The sequence below is a fragment of the Aeromonas sp. s2 genome (assembly GCF_040907935.1).
Classification (GTDB): Bacteria; Pseudomonadota; Gammaproteobacteria; order Enterobacterales; family Aeromonadaceae; genus Aeromonas; species Aeromonas dhakensis.
In genome coordinates, this window is record NZ_JBFOCR010000021.1 from 62,522 (window position 1) to 79,651 (window position 17,130).

General features: G+C 63.8%; 16 protein-coding genes. 6 read left to right on the forward strand and 10 right to left on the reverse strand.

Annotation, left to right across the window (positions count from 1 at the left end; genetic code table 11):
* Positions 1–33 precede the first annotated feature (33 nt).
* From AB5Y81_RS17655 to phnE, 5 genes are all read left to right on the forward strand, one after another.
* Positions 34–669 (forward strand): nicotinamidase, encoded by a 636-nt coding sequence (locus AB5Y81_RS17655; protein ID WP_017764914.1) that lies wholly within the window; start codon positions 34–36, stop codon positions 667–669.
* A 101-nt stretch (positions 670–770) separates the two neighbouring features.
* On the forward strand, positions 771–1,949 hold the full coding sequence (gene pncB, locus AB5Y81_RS17660) for a nicotinate phosphoribosyltransferase (protein ID WP_017787023.1): 1,179 nt from the start codon (positions 771–773) through the stop codon (positions 1,947–1,949).
* Between the two features lie 124 nt (positions 1,950–2,073).
* Positions 2,074–2,919, forward strand: coding sequence for a putative selenate ABC transporter substrate-binding protein (locus AB5Y81_RS17665; RefSeq protein WP_054543734.1), 846 nt, complete (start codon positions 2,074–2,076; stop codon positions 2,917–2,919).
* Positions 2,916–3,677, forward strand: a complete 762-nt coding sequence (locus AB5Y81_RS17670) for a phosphonate ABC transporter ATP-binding protein (protein WP_279485119.1) — start codon at positions 2,916–2,918, stop codon at positions 3,675–3,677. Before AB5Y81_RS17665 ends, AB5Y81_RS17670 begins: the two co-directional genes overlap by 4 nt.
* On the forward strand, positions 3,665–5,212 hold the full coding sequence (phnE, locus tag AB5Y81_RS17675) for a phosphonate ABC transporter, permease protein PhnE (protein ID WP_279485118.1): 1,548 nt from the start codon (positions 3,665–3,667) through the stop codon (positions 5,210–5,212). Before AB5Y81_RS17670 ends, phnE begins: the two co-directional genes overlap by 13 nt.
* Positions 5,213–5,282: 70 nt before the next feature.
* Here the strand turns inward: phnE and AB5Y81_RS17680 are convergent, their stop codons facing one another.
* From AB5Y81_RS17680 to rph, 9 genes are all read right to left on the reverse strand, one after another.
* On the reverse strand, positions 5,283–5,891 hold the full coding sequence (locus AB5Y81_RS17680; RefSeq protein ID WP_005306845.1) for a thiol:disulfide interchange protein DsbA/DsbL: 609 nt from the start codon (positions 5,889–5,891) through the stop codon (positions 5,283–5,285).
* 226 nt (positions 5,892–6,117) lie between these two features.
* Positions 6,118–7,107, reverse strand: a complete 990-nt coding sequence (locus AB5Y81_RS17685) for a serine/threonine protein kinase (protein ID WP_029306114.1) — start codon at positions 7,105–7,107, stop codon at positions 6,118–6,120.
* A gap of 74 nt (positions 7,108–7,181) precedes the next feature.
* A complete protein-coding gene (ccoG, locus tag AB5Y81_RS17690; RefSeq protein ID WP_005306854.1) occupies positions 7,182–8,630 on the reverse strand; it encodes a cytochrome c oxidase accessory protein CcoG in 1,449 nt (482 codons plus the stop codon).
* Positions 8,631–8,828: 198 nt separating this feature from the next.
* A complete protein-coding gene (locus tag AB5Y81_RS17695) occupies positions 8,829–9,092 on the reverse strand; it encodes a YihD family protein (protein ID WP_005306857.1) in 264 nt (87 codons plus the stop codon).
* Between the two features lie 30 nt (positions 9,093–9,122).
* Complete coding sequence (locus tag AB5Y81_RS17700; protein WP_005306862.1) at positions 9,123–10,277, reverse strand: GGDEF domain-containing protein; 1,155 nt, start codon at positions 10,275–10,277, stop codon at positions 9,123–9,125.
* 126 nt (positions 10,278–10,403) lie between these two features.
* On the reverse strand, positions 10,404–10,793 hold the full coding sequence (gene cueR / locus AB5Y81_RS17705) for a Cu(I)-responsive transcriptional regulator (RefSeq protein ID WP_010635698.1): 390 nt from the start codon (positions 10,791–10,793) through the stop codon (positions 10,404–10,406).
* A 10-nt stretch (positions 10,794–10,803) separates the two neighbouring features.
* Positions 10,804–13,236, reverse strand: a complete 2,433-nt coding sequence (locus AB5Y81_RS17710) for a heavy metal translocating P-type ATPase (RefSeq protein ID WP_279485117.1) — start codon at positions 13,234–13,236, stop codon at positions 10,804–10,806.
* A gap of 176 nt (positions 13,237–13,412) precedes the next feature.
* Positions 13,413–14,066, reverse strand: a complete 654-nt coding sequence (pyrE, locus tag AB5Y81_RS17715; RefSeq protein ID WP_010635696.1) for an orotate phosphoribosyltransferase — start codon at positions 14,064–14,066, stop codon at positions 13,413–13,415.
* 75 nt (positions 14,067–14,141) lie between these two features.
* Positions 14,142–14,858, reverse strand: coding sequence for a ribonuclease PH (rph, locus tag AB5Y81_RS17720; RefSeq protein ID WP_010635695.1), 717 nt, complete (start codon positions 14,856–14,858; stop codon positions 14,142–14,144).
* A 146-nt stretch (positions 14,859–15,004) separates the two neighbouring features.
* Between rph and AB5Y81_RS17725 the strand changes: the two genes are divergently transcribed.
* The gene (locus tag AB5Y81_RS17725; protein WP_005306876.1) at positions 15,005–15,868 is read left to right on the forward strand and encodes a YicC/YloC family endoribonuclease; all 864 of its coding nucleotides are present in this window, start codon (positions 15,005–15,007) and stop codon (positions 15,866–15,868) included.
* Between the two features lie 50 nt (positions 15,869–15,918).
* Here AB5Y81_RS17725 and AB5Y81_RS17730 read toward each other — a convergent pair whose 3' ends face one another.
* Complete coding sequence (locus AB5Y81_RS17730) at positions 15,919–17,118, reverse strand: histidine decarboxylase (RefSeq protein WP_017779468.1); 1,200 nt, start codon at positions 17,116–17,118, stop codon at positions 15,919–15,921.
* Positions 17,119–17,130: the final 12 nt, after the last annotated feature.

Here is a 17,130-nt window from a genome sequence, read left to right on the forward strand (position 1 = left end):
TATCACACGAATAGTATGTGCAGGAGCCACTCAATGGGAACCGTCGCCAGCCTGGATATTGATGCGCAGAAGGGGTTTACCCCCCTCTGCCCGAACGAACTGCCCGTCGCGGGCGGGGATGATATTGTGGCTGCGCTCAACGCTCAGGCCACCCTCGCCAGCCTGCGGGTCGGCAGCAAGGATTCACACCCGGCCAACGCCGCCTGGGCCGTCAGCGACCCTGCCGGCATGCTGCTGCCGCTGGATCTGCCCAACGCCGACCTCACCTGGCCGGTGCACTGCGTACCGGGCACCCGCGGCTTCGAACTGCTCGACGGCCTGCCGGCCCCGGTCGATTACGACTTCTTCGTCTGGAAGGGGGTCGAGCCGGATCTGCACCCCTACGGCACCTGCTTCCACGATCTGGCCGAGCGCCGCAGCACAGGGCTCATCGAGTTTCTGCAAGCCCGCGGCGTCACGACCGTACTGGCCGGCGGCCTCGCCACCGACTACTGCGTCAAGACCAGCGTGCTGCAGCTGCGCCGCGCCGGTTTCCGGGTGATCGTCCACCTCGATGCCTGCCGTGGCATCGCCCCCGAAACGGTCGCTCAGGCCCACACCCAGATGATCGAGGCCGGCGCCGAACTGGCCCAGACCCTTGCCGATGTACAACGCCTGCTGGACGCCTGATATGCCTCCTATTCTCAACAGCCTGCCCGATACCGGCGTCTGCAATCTACAAAAGCGGCAGGGGAGCGCTCTTGCGTTCACCCGCCTGCGGGGAGTCTGATATGCCACCCATACTCAACAGCCTGCTCGATACAGATGCTTACAAGCTGCACATGCAGCAGGCGGTGTTCCATCGCTATCCGGATGCCGAGGTGGTGGCCGAGTTCCACAGCCGCAACGAGGAAGATCTGCTGCCCATGATGGGTCAGATTGAGGAGCAGCTGCGCCTCGCCGGCTCCCTGCGGCTGACCCGGCCCGAGCTCAACTTCCTGGCGGAGCGCCCCTTCTTTACCCCTGACTACCTCGACCACCTGCGCCGCAAACCGCTGGATGCCTCCCTGCTCAAGGTGTTCGAACAGGATGGTCGCATCAACGTGCGGGTCGAGGGCCCCTGGCAGGACGTGATCCTGTGGGAGATCCCGGTGCTCGCCATCATCAGCGAGATGCGCAACCGCTTCCGCTACCCCCAGTTTGGCGTCAGCCAGGCGCTGGAGCGGCTCGATCAGAAGCTCGACAAGCTGGAGCGGGAGCTGAGCCGGGAAGAGATGAGCGAGTTCAACCTCATCGACTTTGGCACCCGCCGCCGCTTCTCCCTCGCGGTACAGGATGCGGTGGTGGGCCGCCTTCAGGAGCGGCTGCCGGCGTTTCGCGGCACCAGCAACTACCTGTTGGCCCAGAAGTACGGCCTGCCGGCGGTGGGCACCCAGGCTCACGAGTGGTTCCAGGCCCATCAGCAGCTCGGCTTCCCGCTCGAGCACAGCCAGCGTGCCGCCCTCACCAGCTGGCTGGATGAATTCACCAACCACCTCGGCATCGCGCTCACCGACTGCATCACCATGGATGCCTTCCTGCGCGACTTCGACTTCGAGCTGGCCAGCCGCTATCAGGGGTTGCGTCACGACTCCGGCGATCCCGTGGTGTGGGGCGAGAAGGCCATCAGCCACTATCAGCGGCTCGGCATCGACCCCACCGAGAAGACGCTGGTCTTCTCCGATGGCCTCAATCTCGACAAGGCCGTCGAGCTGCTGCGCCACTTCCGCGGCCGCATCAACACCAGCTTCGGCATCGGCACTAAGCTCACCTGCGATCTGCCCGGCGTCAGCCCGATGAACATCGTCTTCAAGCTGATGGAGTGCAACGGCGGCCCGGTCGCCAAGATCTCCGACAGCCCGGGCAAGACCCTGTGCCGGGACGCGGACTTCATCCGCAACCTCAAGCAGGCCTTCCACGTCGGGGTCTAACGCCTATTTTTGGGGGCGCATCTTGCGCCAGTGGCCAGTGGCCCCCTACCATTCTCTCCTCGTCAGGTCCGACTGGTGTCGGGCCTTTCTATTGCCCGAACGACAGCCCACCAAGGAATGCACCATGACCCGCAAATGGATATTCGCCCTCACCACCCTGTTCACCAGCCTGAGCGCCATCGCCGCCGAACCGCTGCGGGTCTCCGCCATCCCGGACGAGGCCCCCACCGAGCTGCAACGCAAGTTTGCCCCGCTGGGTGACTACCTGGCCGAGAAGACCGGCCGCGAGGTGGTGTTCGTGCCGGTCAACGACTACGCCGCCGTGGTCGAGGCGCTGGCCGCCGGCAAGCTGGACATGGCCTGGCTCGGTGGCTTCACCTATGTGCAGGCCCATCGCCGCGCCGACAAGGTGGTGCCCCTGGTACAACGCCAGGAGGATGCCCAGTTCACCTCCAAGTTCATCGCCAATGCCGACAGCGGCATCAAGACCCTGGCCGACACCAGGGGCAAGGACTTTGCGTTCGGCTCCCCCTCCTCCACCTCCGGTCACCTGATGCCACGCCACTTCCTGGCCGAGCAGGGCATCAACCCGGAGCGTGACTTCGCCCACGTCGCCTTCTCCGGCGCCCACGACGCCACCGTCGCCTGGGTCGCCTCCGGCAAGGTGCCGGCCGGTGCGCTCAACGCCTCCGTGTGGGAAAAACTGGTGGAAGAGGGCAAGGTCGACACCGCCAAGGTCAAGGTGATCTGGACCACCCCGACCTACTTTGACTACAACTGGACCGTGCGCGGCGGCCTGGACCCGGCCCTGCAAGAGAAGATCAAGCAGGCCTTCCTCAGCCTGGATCCGGCGGTGCCCGCCCAGGCCGAGATCCTCAAGCTGCAACGCGCCAGCCGCTTCATCGAGACCAAGCCCGAGAACTACCTGGGCATCGAAGCCGCCGCCACCCAGGCCGGCCTGCTGAAGTGATCGCCGTCGCGCTGGACGGGGAAGGATTGCAGCTCGGCCCGAGTCGCATCCTGCAGCCGTTCAACCTGCAGATAGCCGCGGGCGAGTGCGTGGCAGTCATAGGGCCGAGCGGCGCGGGCAAGACCAGTCTGCTGCGGCTGATCGGCACCGAGCTGCGTGGTGAAGGCAGACTCGCCCTCTGGGAGCAGGATCCCTGGAGCCTCTCCACCCGGGACCGCCAGCGGCTGCGCAGCCGGATCGGCATGGTCTGGCAGCAACCACCGCTGCCCGCCTCCCAGCCGGTGGTGACCGCCGTGCTGGCCGGTCGGCTCGGCCAGTGGTCCCTCGGCCGCTCCTTGCTCTCCCTGCTGCGCCCCTGCGACCCAGCAGGGGCGCGGGCCGAACTGGCCCGCCTCGGCCTTGCCGACAAGTGGCAACAGCGCTGCGGCGAGCTCTCCGGTGGCCAGTTGCAGCGGGTCGGCATCGCCCGGGTGCTCTATCAGCAGCCGGACCTGATCCTGGCCGACGAGCCCGTCTCCGCCCTCGACCCCGTGCTCGCCCAGAGCAGCCTGGATGCCCTGCTGGCCCAGGCCCGCGCCCGGGGCAGCACACTCATCGCCAACCTGCATGCGGTCGAGCTGGCGCTCGGCCGTTTCCCTCGCATCATCGGCTTGCGCGAGGGGCGAGTGCAGTTCGACTGTCCGGCGACGGCCGTCACGCCGGCCATGCTGGCCGAGCTCTACGCCGGTGATGACGAGGCGGCTGCGTGTTTGAACTGACCCACCGCTGGCGCCATCCCCTGCCCTGGCTGTTGCTGCTCATCGGCTACAGCCTGTGGCAGCAGGCCGACGGCTGGCTCGGCCTGTTCGACGGCCAGAGCTGGCGGCAGATGGGTAACTTCCTCGCCACCAGCTGGCCACCCCGTTTTGATCGGGACTTTCTCGCCCTGACCCTGACCGCGACCCTGGAGAGCCTGGCGGTCGCCACTCTGGGACTGGCGGGCGCCCTGCTGCTCGGCGTGCCGTTTGCCCTGCTCGGCTCACGCGCCCTCTCGCTGGCCGAACTGGGGCCGGTGCCCAGCCCGCTACGCAGCGCCTTGCGGGCCCTCTCGCGCCTCGTCGCCATCGTGCTGCGCAGCCTGCCCGAGCTCATCTGGGCGCTGCTGTTCGTGCGCCTGTCCGGGCTCGGGCCGCTGGCCGCCATCCTGGCCATCGCGGTCAGTTACGGCGGCATGCTGGCCAAGGTTTACAACGAGATCATGGAGAGCGGCGCCCTGCAACCGGCCCGCGCCCTGCTGCTGGGCGGTAGTGGCCGGCTGCAGGCTCTCTGGTACGGTGTGCTGCCCGCAGTGCGCCAGGAGCTGCTCTCCTACACCGTTTACCGCTGGGAGTGCGCCCTGCGCGCCTCCGTCATCATGGGCTTCGTCGGCGCCGGCGGGCTCGGCCAGCAGCTCGAACTCTCCTTGCGCATGTTTGCCGGTGGCGAGGTGGTGACCCTACTGCTGGCCTTTATCCTGCTGGTGACCCTGGCGGATGGCCTCAGCGCCTGGTTGCGCCACAGCCGCTCCCCCGGCCTGCTGTTGCTGATCTGCCTGGGACTGGCCGCAGCTCTCGCCCTTTATCAGCTCGACTGGCGCATGCTGAGCTTTTCCTTCGGGGGACTGGGCGCCTTTCTGGGGGAGTTCTTGCAACCGGACTGGTCATGGCCCTTCCTCAAGGCGGTGGCCAGCGGCCTGCTCGATACGGTGCAGATGGCGCTGCTGAGTACCCTCTTCAGCGCCCTGCTGGCCCTGCCGCTGGCCTGCCTCGCTCGCCACTGCTGGCCACTGCGGCTGTTGTTCAACCTGCTGCGCTCGGTGCCCGAGCTCATCTTCGCCAGCCTGCTGGTGATCGCCGTCGGGCTGGGGCCGGTGGCGGGCATACTGGCGCTGACCCTGCACACCACCGGGGTGCTGGCGCGGTTGTTCGTGGAGACCCTGGAGAACGCCGATCCTGCCCCCCGCCTCGCCCTGCAGCTGAGCGGGGCCGGGCCCATTGCCAGCTTCTGGTACGGGCTGTTTCCCCTGGTCACGCGCCAGTGGCTGGCCTATAGCCTCTATCGCGGCGAGATGAACCTGAGGGCCGCCACCATACTCGGCGTGGTCGGCGCCGGCGGGCTGGGGCAGCAGCTCTATGTCTCCCTGAGCCTGTTCCGTTACGATCAGACTGCCACCCTGCTGCTGGCCATCCTGTTGCTGGTCTGGTTGGCGGAGGCCATCAGCCGCCGCACCCGCTTGCCGCGCCCGGCCCCCACTCAGCGGGATTGCCAGATCTGACGCAGGCTCCTGATAAACAAAAAGCCCGCCGGTTTGCACCGGCGGGCTTTTTTCATGGGATCAGACGAGGTCAGTCTTTCTTGGCCAGCAGGAATTTCACCAGCTGGTTGAACTGCTCCTGGGAAGTAATGGATTCGATTTTCACCATGTACTTGCCGTTGACCAGGAAGGCCGGCACACCGCGGATGTTGTAGCTCTCGGTGTTGCGGTCAAACTGGGAGACCATGCCGGAGACGGCGAAGCTGTCGACGGCGCCGTCGAACTCTTCGGCCGGTACGCCGTTGTCCACGAAGATCTGCTTCACGTCGGCGCGGCTCTGCGGGATCTGACGCTGGGTGTGGATCTTGTCGAAGATGGCTGGGGTCAGCTTGCCTTCAACGTTCAGCAGGCTGGCAACGGCGTAGGCACGCTGCATCTCCGGACCCATTTCGCGGCCCAGGAAGGCCACCGGGTTCTTCTTCATCGGCACGCCTTCCGGCAGGTTCTTCTTCAGATCCTCGGCAATCGGCTCGAACTTGGCGCAGTGGGGGCAGTAGTAGGAGAAGAACTCCAGTACTTCCGGCTGGGCGCTACCGGTCTGCTTGACCACATCATAGTTGACGCCTTCCTTGAATTCGGGGGCGGCGTGAACCATGGGCATCATCAGCATGGCAGCAAGGAAAAACAGAATTTTTTTCATGACGTTTCCTGTTAAGGGATCACTGTGAGGCACGCCCGGCGAACCGAAGCAGTGCCAAGCCTATTGCGTCACCACTGCACAGTCAATGATCAAGCAGGGGGGCGAGTCCCATCCCTCGCGCACCAGGTCGTCAAGTTCTCTCCCCGGCGCCCGCGTCAGCGCAAGCGCCTTGATAGCCTGCCGCGGGTCTGCGGCAGACATGGCGAGCGGCCGGCAACCTGCCACATCACCAGCCCGGCATCAGGGTCAGGGGCGGCGCCTTGAGCGCCTCCAGCTGATCGTGCAGGGTGGCGATCTGCTGGCGCCAGTAGTGCTCGGTGTTGAACCAAGGGAAGTGGCGGGGGAAGGCGGGATCCTCCCAGCGTCGCGCCAGCCAGGCCATGTAGTGGACGATGCGCATGGCCCGCAGCGGCTCGATGAGCGCCAGCTCGCGCGGGTCGAACTCCATGAACTCCTCGTAGCCCGCCAGCAGGGTGTCGAGCTGGATCTGCTGCTCGCTGCGCTCGCCGTTCAGCATCATCCAGAGATCCTGGATGGCGGGGCCAGTGCGGCAGTCGTCGAGATCGACAAACATGGGACCGTCGCGCCACAGTATGTTGCCCGGATGGCAATCGCCATGCAGGGAGATCTGTGCCACATCCAGGGTCATGGCGTCGCCGACGTGCTTGATCAGCTCGTCCAGCACCCCGAAGAATTGCTTGGCCAGCCCGCTCGGCAGCCACTCGCCGGACGCCAGCAGCTGACGCGGCTCGTGCAGCATGGTCTCCACGTCAAGCCGGACGCGATGGTGAAACGGCTTGCTGGCACCGAGCTGATGGATGCGGCCGAGGTAGCGCCCCACCCACTCCAGCTGGTCGAGGTTGTCTACCTCGAACTGGCGTCCCCCCACGCTCTGCCAGATGGCGAAGGGGTAGCCCTGATGCTCCAGCAGGGTCTCGCCGGCAAAGGCGAGCGGAGCGGCGACCGGGATCTCCGCTTCGCACAGGCGAGCGGCAAACTCGTGCTCCTCGAGGATCTGGGCCCGGCTCCAGCGGCCGGGACGGTAGAACTTCACCACGTAGCGGCGACGATCCTCATCTTGGAACTGATAAACCCGGTTTTCGTAGCTGTTGAGCTCGATGAGGCCCGAGTCGAGCCGCAGACCGCTGAGGTCCAGCGCATCCATGATGAGGTCGGGAGTGAGATCGGAATAGTTGAAACGCATGTCATCCACCATGAGAAAGGGGCGCCGTTGCGCCCCATTCTATCACTACTGTCCGCCGTTGCCGTGCATGGCGGTGTGCCTTGCCGTCACAACCGGCTGATGAACTTGCTGGGCTGGCGCAGGGTCCCCTTGCTGTCGTCCGGCGCCGCCCCTTCGCGTTTGAGCACGAAGCGGATGTCCAGAGTCGGCTTCTTCAGGTTGAAGGGGTCGACGGCCACGCTCACCGGCAGGGTATAGATCTCGCCGGCCTTCAGGGTCACCTCGCGCGGACCGAACCACTCGTGCTCCGGCAGCCCCTCCACATCCAGCTGATAGGTCTGGGGATGCAAGGTCTTGTTGAGGATCTTGAGGGTATAGGTGTTCTCGATGAGCCCCTCGCTGTTCTCGCGGAACAGCTGGTTGCGATCCCGCAGGATGTCGAGCCCCATCGGCATGATGGACATGGCGTTGTAGACGAACACCCCCAGCATGATGGCCATCACCAGGCCGTAACCGATCAGCTTGGGCCGCGCCACATGGGTGGAGTCGTTGGCCAGCTTGTGCTCTGTGGTATAGCTGATGAGCCCTTTCGGATAGCCCATCCGCTCCATGGTCTGATCGCAAGCGTCGACGCAGGCGCCACAGTTGATGCACTCGTACTGCAGGCCGTCGCGGATGTCGATACCGGTCGGGCAGACCTGCACACAGAGGTCGCAGTCGATGCAGTCCCCCAGTCCCAGCGCCTTGGGATCGGCCTTGCGGGAACGGGCTCCCCGGGTCTCGCCGCGCTTGGTGTCATAGCCGACGATGAAGGTGTCCTTGTCGAACATGGCGGACTGGAAGCGGGCATAGGGGCACATGTGAATGCACATGATGGCGCGCATCCAGCCGGCGTTGCCGTAGGTGCAGGCGGCGAAGAGCACCACCCAGAAGATGACCCAGCCGCTGGCCTGCAGGGTGAAGAAGTCAGGCACCAGCTGGAACACATCCTGGAAGTAGGCGACGAAGGTGAGGCCGGTGCCCAGCGACAGCAGGAGCCAGGCCAGGTGCTTGGCCCCCTTGCGAGCCAGCTTCTCGCCGTTCCAGGGCGAGGCGTCCAGCTTGCGGCGCTTGTTGGCGGAACCTTCCAGCTTCTCTTCGAACCAGATGAACATGAAGGTCCACACCGTCTGCGGGCAGAGGTAGCCGCACCAGACCCGCCCCAGGAAGGTGGTCACGAAGAAGAGGGCAAAGGCGGCGATCATGAAGACCCAGGCCAGCAGAGTGAGGTCCTGCGGCCAGATGGTGGCGCCGAAGATGTGGAACTGCTGATGGCCGATATCGAACAACACGGCCTGTCGACCGTCATAGCGCAACCAGGGAATGGCGACGAAGAGCACCACGAAGAACCAGCCCATGGCCTTGCGCATCCGCTGCCAGTAGCCGGTCTGGGCCCGGACATAAATGCGGTTGCCGGGGTTGAACCTGTCGTCGCTGGCTTTGAAGGTATTGGGGTTGAACGTCCCCGTTACATCGCCGGTGACATCCTTGATATCGATCTTGTCCTGGTCGGCCATTGCAACACTTCGCTCCATTAATTAATTGTTATGGGGCGGATTATATCTTAAACAGCCTGCTAATTGTGTGGGTAAAATGTATCTAATGTTCGAGTGGTGTCGCAATTTCAAGCAACAAAAAAGACGTATCGCCAGTTGACGAAACGCCTTTTCAAGAGATTCTTTTGAAGACCCTCAAGCTTCCAGCAAGCGCACTCTTTACTTGATGCCTCGGGCCTTGAGCAGGGCTTCCTTGAAGTCGGGCACGTGGTCCTTGGCCAGACCGGGGATCATCGCCTGCTTGTCGGATTCACGCATCTTGAGGTGGTAGATCAGCATGTCGTCGGTCAGCTCGGACAGAGGCCCTTCAAATCCCGCTTCTTCGGCCAGTTTGGCAACAAACTGTACCAGGCTGAGATCCTGTTCCTTGATCCAGGCAGGCTGCAACAACTCCAGCAGCTCTTCGATACGATGACATTGCATAGACGACCTCTTTAATCTGTCTTGTGAAACTCAGGCAACCTTACCCATCAAGGCTACTTCGATACGATCCCGCCCATTATGCTTGGCCTGATAGAGGGCCGCATCCGCTTTTTGTATCAGCTCGCTGATGGAGAGGGTCTGATCCGGCACCAGGGTCGCCACCCCGAAACTACAGCTGACCCGACCGGAAACCAGGGACTTCTGATGGGGAATGCTCAACTCCTTGAGGGCCACCCGCACGTTCTCGGCGATCTGCATGGCCCCCTGCATGCTGGTGCAGGGCAGCAGCAGCGCAAACTCTTCGCCACCGTAACGGGCGGCGAGGTCATCCTCCCGCCGTTGCACCTCGGCCAGCAGACCCGCTACCTGCTGCAGGCACTCATCCCCCAGCTGATGGCCGTAGAGATCGTTGAACTGCTTGAAGTAGTCCACATCCACCAGCACCAGCGACAAGGGAGCCCGGGCACGGTGGCAGCGCCGCCAGGCGCGCTCGAGGCAGTAGTCGAGGTGGGCCCGGTTGGCGATGCCGGTCAACCCGTCCAGCCGGGAGGTGAGCTTGAGGTGCTCGGAGACCGCCTTCAGTTCGGCCACCAGGTCGGCGTTGGAGAAACGGTGATAGAGGGAGGCCACCTGATCCCGCCGCAGGCGACGCAGCAGGGTCGGCAGAAAGACGAACAGGTAGCCGGCCAGCATGCTGGAGACGATCCGCTCCTGCTCGTTGCCCGCCCCCAGTTCGAACACCATGGCCAGCCCGAGCGGCAGCACGGCGCCATAGAGGGAGCGGCGACTGCCAAACAGCATGATGGCACTGCCGGTGAGGATCAGACTGGCGAGCATCATCATGGCGGCGCGGTAGGTATCGGGCAGCTTGTCCATGTAGAGCAGCACGCCCAGCGCCCAGATGATGGAGGTGATGGTCACCCCGATGAAGAGTTCGCGCTCCAGCACCGGCAGCGGGATCTGTGCCAGCCGGGGCTGGCGCCAGCGCAGGTGCCAGCCCCGGCAGAGCAGCAACAGCATCACGCTCGCCAGCCAGCCAAGCGCCTCGCTGGCGGGCAGGTAGTCGTGGAACAGCAGGCTCCAGCCAAGTGCCAGCAGACCCAGGCAAGGCAGGCTGAATGAGGCGTGGGTATAGAGCTGGGCCATGATGGCCTGCTTTACCTGACGTGTCACACTCTGGGTCAACTGCGTACTCCCTGTACAAGAGCCGCACAGTCTACCACTACCCCTTCGGAGCCAACAATAAAACGTCCGTTATTAAGCGGTTAGTCAGTCGATGATGCCAGACCCCAGCCTGCCGGCAGGGGCGGCTCAGCCGCGCTCCAGCTCGTCGAGGATCGGGCACTCGGGGTTCTCGTCCCCGTGGCAGCAACCGACCAGCCCCTCGAGAGAGCTGAGCATGGCCTGCAGGCCGGCGATGCGGGCGCGCAGATCGACGATCTTCTCCTGCGCCAGCTTCTTCACCTGGGCGCTGGTTCTGTGCTCATCCCGATAGAGCGCCAGCAGCTCCTGGCACTCCTCCAGATTGAAGCCGGTCTCCCGCGCCCGCTTGACGAAGCGCAGCTCGCGCAGCGCCCCCTCGGTGTAACTGCGATAGCCGTTGTCGCTGCGCACCGGCGCCGAGATGAGGCCGATGCTCTCGTAGTAGCGGATGGTCTTGGCGGTCAGTCCCGTCGCCTTGGCTACCTTGCTGATGTTCATGGATGACTCCTTAACGGTTCGATTCTGTGCTGAGATTGTGGCCGACCTGGGCAAGTGCCCGCGGCTGCCAACGCTTCAATAACAGGGAATTGCTCAATACTGTGATGCTGCTCAGGGCCATGGCAGCCCCCGCCAGCTCGGGGCTGAGGTAACCCAGCGCCGCCAGCGGAATGCCGATGATGTTGAACACGAAGGCCCAGAACAGGTTCTGCTGGATGGTGCGCCAGGTGGCCGCCGAGATGTCGATGGCATCGGCCACCAGCCGCGGGTCAGATCGCATCAGGGTGATGGAGGCGGTCTCCATCGCCACGTCGGAGCCGGAGCCCATGGCGATGCCTACATCCGCTGCCGCCAGCGCCGGGGCGTCGTTTACCCCGTCCCCCACCATGGCGACCAGCCCGCTGGTTTGCGCCCGCAGCGCCTCGACTTTTTCCACCTTGCCGGCCGGCAGCACTGAGTCAAAGGCCCCGTCCAACCCCAGCTTGGCGGCGATATGGGCCACCGGCGCCGGCGCGTCACCGCTCACCAGCCAGCTGGCGATGCCGCGCTGGCGCAGGGTAGCGATGGCTTCCGGACTCTCGGGGCGCAGGGTATCGGCCAGGGCCGCTATGCCGGCCACCACGCCGTCGATGGCCACCCAGACCCGGGTCGCGCCGTCGGCGGCTTGCTGATCCTGCGCAGGCGCTTCCATGCCGAGTTGTGCCAACAGATTGGCATTGCCGATGGCGACCGAATGACCCGCCACCTGGCCGAGGATTCCGGCCCCGACCCGCACCTCGACGGCTTCCGGCTGGGGCAGCACGGCATCCTGACCGGCCGCCTCGCGCATGGCCAGCGCCAGCGGGTGCTCGCTCGCCTGCTGCAGGGCAGCGGCAAGGCGCAACTGCTCGTCGTTGCCGCTCCAGCTCGCCAGCACCGGCCGGCCCTGAGTGAGCGTACCTGTCTTGTCGAAGATGAGCGCCTTGATGGCGTGGGCCTTCTGCAGGGTATCCACATCCTTGATCAGAATGCCGTGGCGCGCCGCCACCCCGGTGCCGGTGACGATGGCGGCCGGGGTGGCCAGTCCCAGCGCGCAGGGGCAGGCGATCACCAGCACCGCCACCGCCGCCAGCAGCGCCTGACCGAAGTCGTTGCCGATGGCGTACCACACTAGCAGGGTAAAGAGGGCGATGGCCATCACCACCGGCACGAACACGGCGGAGACCTTGTCCACCAACTGCTGCAGCGGGGCCTTGCCCATCTGGGCGCTCTCCACCAGAGCGATGATCTTGCTGAGGCTGGAGTCCTCCCCCACAGTCGTGGCCTCGATCTCCAGCACGCCGGAGCGGTTGATGGCACCGCCGAGCACCTTGTCGCCCTCGCCGCGGGGCACCGGCAGGCTCTCGCCGGTGAGGATCGACTCGTCCAGCTCGCTCTCGCCGCTCAGGATCTTGCCATCCACCGGTACCCGCTCACCCACCAGCACCCGCAGCCGATCGCCGCGCAGCACCTCGTCGATGGCCACGCTCTGCCAGCTCTCGCCACGCCAGACGGTGGCGGTTTCCGGCCGCAGCGCCATCAGTTCGCGAATGGCGGACTGGGTGCTGCGTCTGGCCCGGGCCTCCAGCAACTTGCCGAGGGAGATCAGGGTGATGATGATGGCGCTCGCCTCGAAATAGAGCTGGCCGCTGGCGGCCATCCCCAGGGTCAGCAGCAGATAGAGGCTGTAGAAGTAGGCCGCGCTGGTACCGGTCGCCACCAGCACGTCCATGTTGGCGGAGCGGTTCTTGATGGCGAGCCAGGCACCGCGATAGAAGCGGGCCCCGATCCAGAACTGTACCGGGGTGGCGAGCACCAGCTCCAGCCAGGCGGGCAGATGCCAGGGCAGCAGACCAGCCATTGAGAGCATACCCACCAACAGCGGCAGGGTCAGCAGCGCCGAGACGATGACCCGGGTCTGCGCCTGACGGGCGCTGGCGGCCTCCTGCGCTTCCCGCTCCAGCAACTGCTGGCGGCGGCCACTGGCGGAGCCTTGCGCCAGCTGGGCGCCAAAGCCGAGGGCTTCGATCTGCTCGCGCAATGCGGCAGGGGTCTGCATCCCGGGCACCAGCACGATACGGGCCTGCTCGAGCGAGAAGTTGACGTCGGCTGAGATGACGCCGGGCAGCGCGGCCAGCATCTTGTTCAGACGGGCCGAACAACCGGCACAGGTCATGCCGCTGATCTGGAAGGAGAGCGTCTCGTGGCCATAGTCATAGCCCTGTGCCTGAATGCTCTCCAGCACCGCCGGCAAACGATCGGTGCTGGCCAGGTCGATGGCGGCCTGCTCCAGCGCGAAATTGACGGTCGCCTCGACCCCCTCCAGCTTGTTGAGGGCGGTCGTGATGCGGCTGGCGCAATTGGCGCAGCTCATGCCTGTGAGCGGCAGCTGCAGATGGATGGGTAATTGAATATGAGTGGTCATCTTGTTCCTCCCCGGAACCCGTCGGCCAGAACGAGCGCCGACCAGCAAACCCTAACCTTTACTGTAAGGGTAAGCTCAAGCCACCTGACTCACTTTTTGCAGATGAAAAAACGGCGCCCGTTTGCTGCCAGAGAGCAAATGGGCGCCGCATTCAACTATTACGCGGTGTGACCGGCTCAGATGCCGTACTGGGCGCGGTACGCCTTCATGGCAGCCAGTTGCGTAGCCAGCTCAGGCTGCTCGGCCTGCTTCTCTTCCAGATAAGCGATCAGGTCGCTCATCTGGATGATGGCGATGATGTGGGCGCCGTAGTCACGCTCTACCTCCTGAATGGCGGAGAGCTCGCCCTTGCCCTTCTCCTGACGGTCCAGCGCGATCAGCACGCCAGCCAGGGAGGCGCCGTTGGCCTGGATCAGATCCATGGATTCGCGGATGGCGGTGCCGGCGGTGATGACGTCGTCCACCAGCATGATGCGCCCCTTGAGCGGGCTGCCCACCAGATTGCCGCCTTCACCGTGATCCTTGGCCTCCTTGCGGTTGAAGCACCAGGGCACGTCCACGTCGTGCTGCTCCACCAGTTGCACCGCGGTGGCGGAGGCGATGGGGATCCCCTTGTAGGCCGGGCCAAACAGCACATCAAACTCGATGCCGGCATCCATCAGAGCGGCGGCATAGAAGCGGCCGAGACGGGCCAGATCGCGGCCGCTGTTGAACAGACCGGCGTTGAAGAAGTAGGGGCTTTTACGACCGGATTTCAGGGTAAATTCACCGAATTTGAGGACCTGTTTCTCCAGGGCGAACTCGATAAATTGACGCTGGTAGGCTTTCATTCTGGCTCCTTGCTTGGCTTGTCGTTGTCTTGTGTGAAGGTATAAAAAAACGCGGACAATGCCGCGTTTTTAAAATCAGGAGAGCGACTGCTTCTGCAGCGCAATGATGTCGGCGATGCCGCCCTTGGCGAGCGCCAGCATCTCCAGCAGCTCTTCGTGGGTGAAGGGTTCGGCCTCCGCGGTGCCCTGCACCTCGATGATGCGACCATCTTCGGTCATCACCACGTTCATGTCGGTCTCGGCGGCGGAGTCTTCGATGTACTCCAGATCGCAGATGGCTTCCCCTTCGAACATGCCGACGGAGACGGCGGCGATCATCTGCTTGAGCGGGCTCTGCTTGATCATGCCCTTCTCGACCATCCAGTTCAGCGCATCCACCAGCGCCACACAGGCACCAGTGATGGCGGCGGTACGGGTGCCACCGTCGGCCTGCAGCACGTCGCAGTCAACTGTGATGGAGTGCTCGCCCAGGGCGGTCAGGTCTACCGCGGCGCGCAGGGAGCGGGCGATCAGGCGAGAGATCTCCAGGGTGCGGCCGCTCTGCTTGCCGGAGGCCGCTTCGCGGTTCATCCGGGAGTGGGTGGAGCGCGGCAGCATGCCGTACTCGGCGGTCACCCAGCCCTGATTCTTCCCTTTCAGGAAGCGCGGCACGCTGGTGTCGACGCTGGCGGTGCAAAGCACGCGGGTGTTGCCGAATTCCACCAGCACGGACCCTTCAGCATGCTTGGTGAAGTGGCGGGTAATGGTGACCGGACGAAGCTGCGCGGCAGTGCGATCGCTGGGACGTGACATGGGACGGACCTCTGGGCTGGCTGAATTGGCGCAGGAGTATAAGTGATCCCAGCCCAAATATCAGCCGCTAAAACCACGCTGTCGGCTGACGGAGCAGGCCTGGCTGAGTATACTGGCCCCACACTTCATCAAGCCCGGAACAATCAATGATTCACAGCATGACCGCCTACGCCCGCAAGGAACTCAAGGGCGACTGGGGCACAGCCGTTTGGGAAATTCGTTCGGTCAACCAGCGCTATCTGGAGACCTACATTCGCCTGCCGGAACAACTGCGCAGCCTGGAGCCGGTTCTGCGTGAGCGCTTCCGCGCCAAGCTGCAGCGCGGCAAGGTGGAGTGCAACCTGCGCTTCGAGGCCGCCCAAGCTGCCGCCAGCCAGCTGCACATCAATGAAGAGCTGGCCAAGCTCATCATCGACAGCGCCAACTGGGTAATGAAAGAGGCGGGCCAGGGTCAGCTTAATCCGGTCGACGTGCTGCGCTGGCCGGGCGTGATGGCTGCCGCCGAGCAGGACATGGATGCGGTTGCCACCGAGCTGCTCGGCGGGTTTGACCAGACCATGGAAGATTTCCTCGCCTCCCGCGCCAGCGAAGGGGCCAACCTCAAGGCGCTGATCGAACAGCGTCTGGCCGGCATTCAGGTAGAAGTGAAGAAGGTGCGCGTGCACCTGCCGCAGATCATCGAGTGGCAGCGCCAGAAGCTCACCGACCGTCTGGCCGAAGCCAAGGTGGAGCTGGATCCGGCCCGTATCGAGCAGGAGATCGTACTGCTGGCCCAGAAGATCGACGTGGCGGAAGAGCTGGATCGGCTGGAGATGCACATCAGCGAGACCAACAAGATCATGAAGAAGGGTGGCGCCTGCGGCCGTCGTCTCGACTTCATGATGCAGGAGTTCAACCGCGAGTCGAACACCCTCGGCTCCAAGTCCATCAACGCCGAGGTGACCCAGTCCGCCGTCGAGCTGAAGGTGCTCATCGAGCAGATGCGCGAGCAGATCCAGAACATCGAATAATACCGGTTCGATAGCGTGAAAAAGCCATTGGAGACAATGGCTTTTTCTTTTTATGCGGAGCAGGCGAGCACAGGGAGCGCGCAGGCGGTGGGCTCGGCCGCCGGGCCGAGATCCCGCACTATGTCGCGGATCACCGCATCCAGCTGATGAAGGCTGTGATGATGAGGCAGAATGATGAGGTGGGAGTGCTCGCCCGAGGTCGCCAGGCAATGGGTCTTCCAGGTGCGTTCCGAGGGGCGCGGGAAGACCACGGTAATGGAGTGCGGATGCCGCCAGGCGGGCACCCCCTGCTGATTCAGCCGCTCTACCAGCTGCTGGGCCATGGCCAGGCAGCGCCCGGTCCGCTCACGCCATTGGGCCAGCGTCCGTCCCTTGATGGCGGCCCACATCAACAGGGGAGTGAAGCCGTTGCGCGATCCGCTGATGGTCTGATCGCTGGCCGAGATGTAGTCCACCTCCACGGCGATGCGATCCACAAAACGCCGCCTGGCCAACACGATGCCGCACGGGATCGGCGACCCCATCATCTTGTGGCCCGAGACACTGATGGAATCGATGCCGTCGGCAAATGAAAAGGCCGGCACATCGTCCAGAAATGGCAGGATCATGCCGCTCAGGGCCGCATCCGCATGCAGGTAGTAATCCTGACGGGGAATGCCGATGGCCGACAGCCGCCGTTGAATGGCGCCGATGTCGTCGATCGCCCCCTTCATGGTGGTACCGATATTGGCAAATATGATGGGATGACGCTCGCCATCATCCACTATCTGCTCTGCCAACTTATCGCAGTCTATTTCCCCGGTGGGCAGTGTGGGAATTTCTTTGGCCTTGATCCGCAGCAACCTGATTATTTTGGCAACCGAATAGTGTGTCTCTTGTGAATAATAGAGGGTGCCTTCAGGAAACAACTCTCTGGCAAGATAACAACCAAACATGTTGCCTTCGGTGCCGCCATTGGTCACATAACCCCAGCTCTGCTCTGGCGGGATTGAAAATAGCGATGAGAAATAGTTCATGACCTCTCGCTCAAATTCGAAGGTATTTAGCAAATAATTTCCAGGCGCGCCCCAGTCGCCACAGTTATTGATAGAAAACTGTAAAAACTTGTGCAGCTTGGAATAATCAAAGTCGGCAGCCTCCGGATAACCGACATTGAAATATTGATGGGTAAGGCAGAACTGCCAAAACTGCTCGAGCCTGTGCTGATCTTCTGCTGACAGCGTCATGATGGTGTCCGTGGCGAGCGCCATGACCTGGCGCCA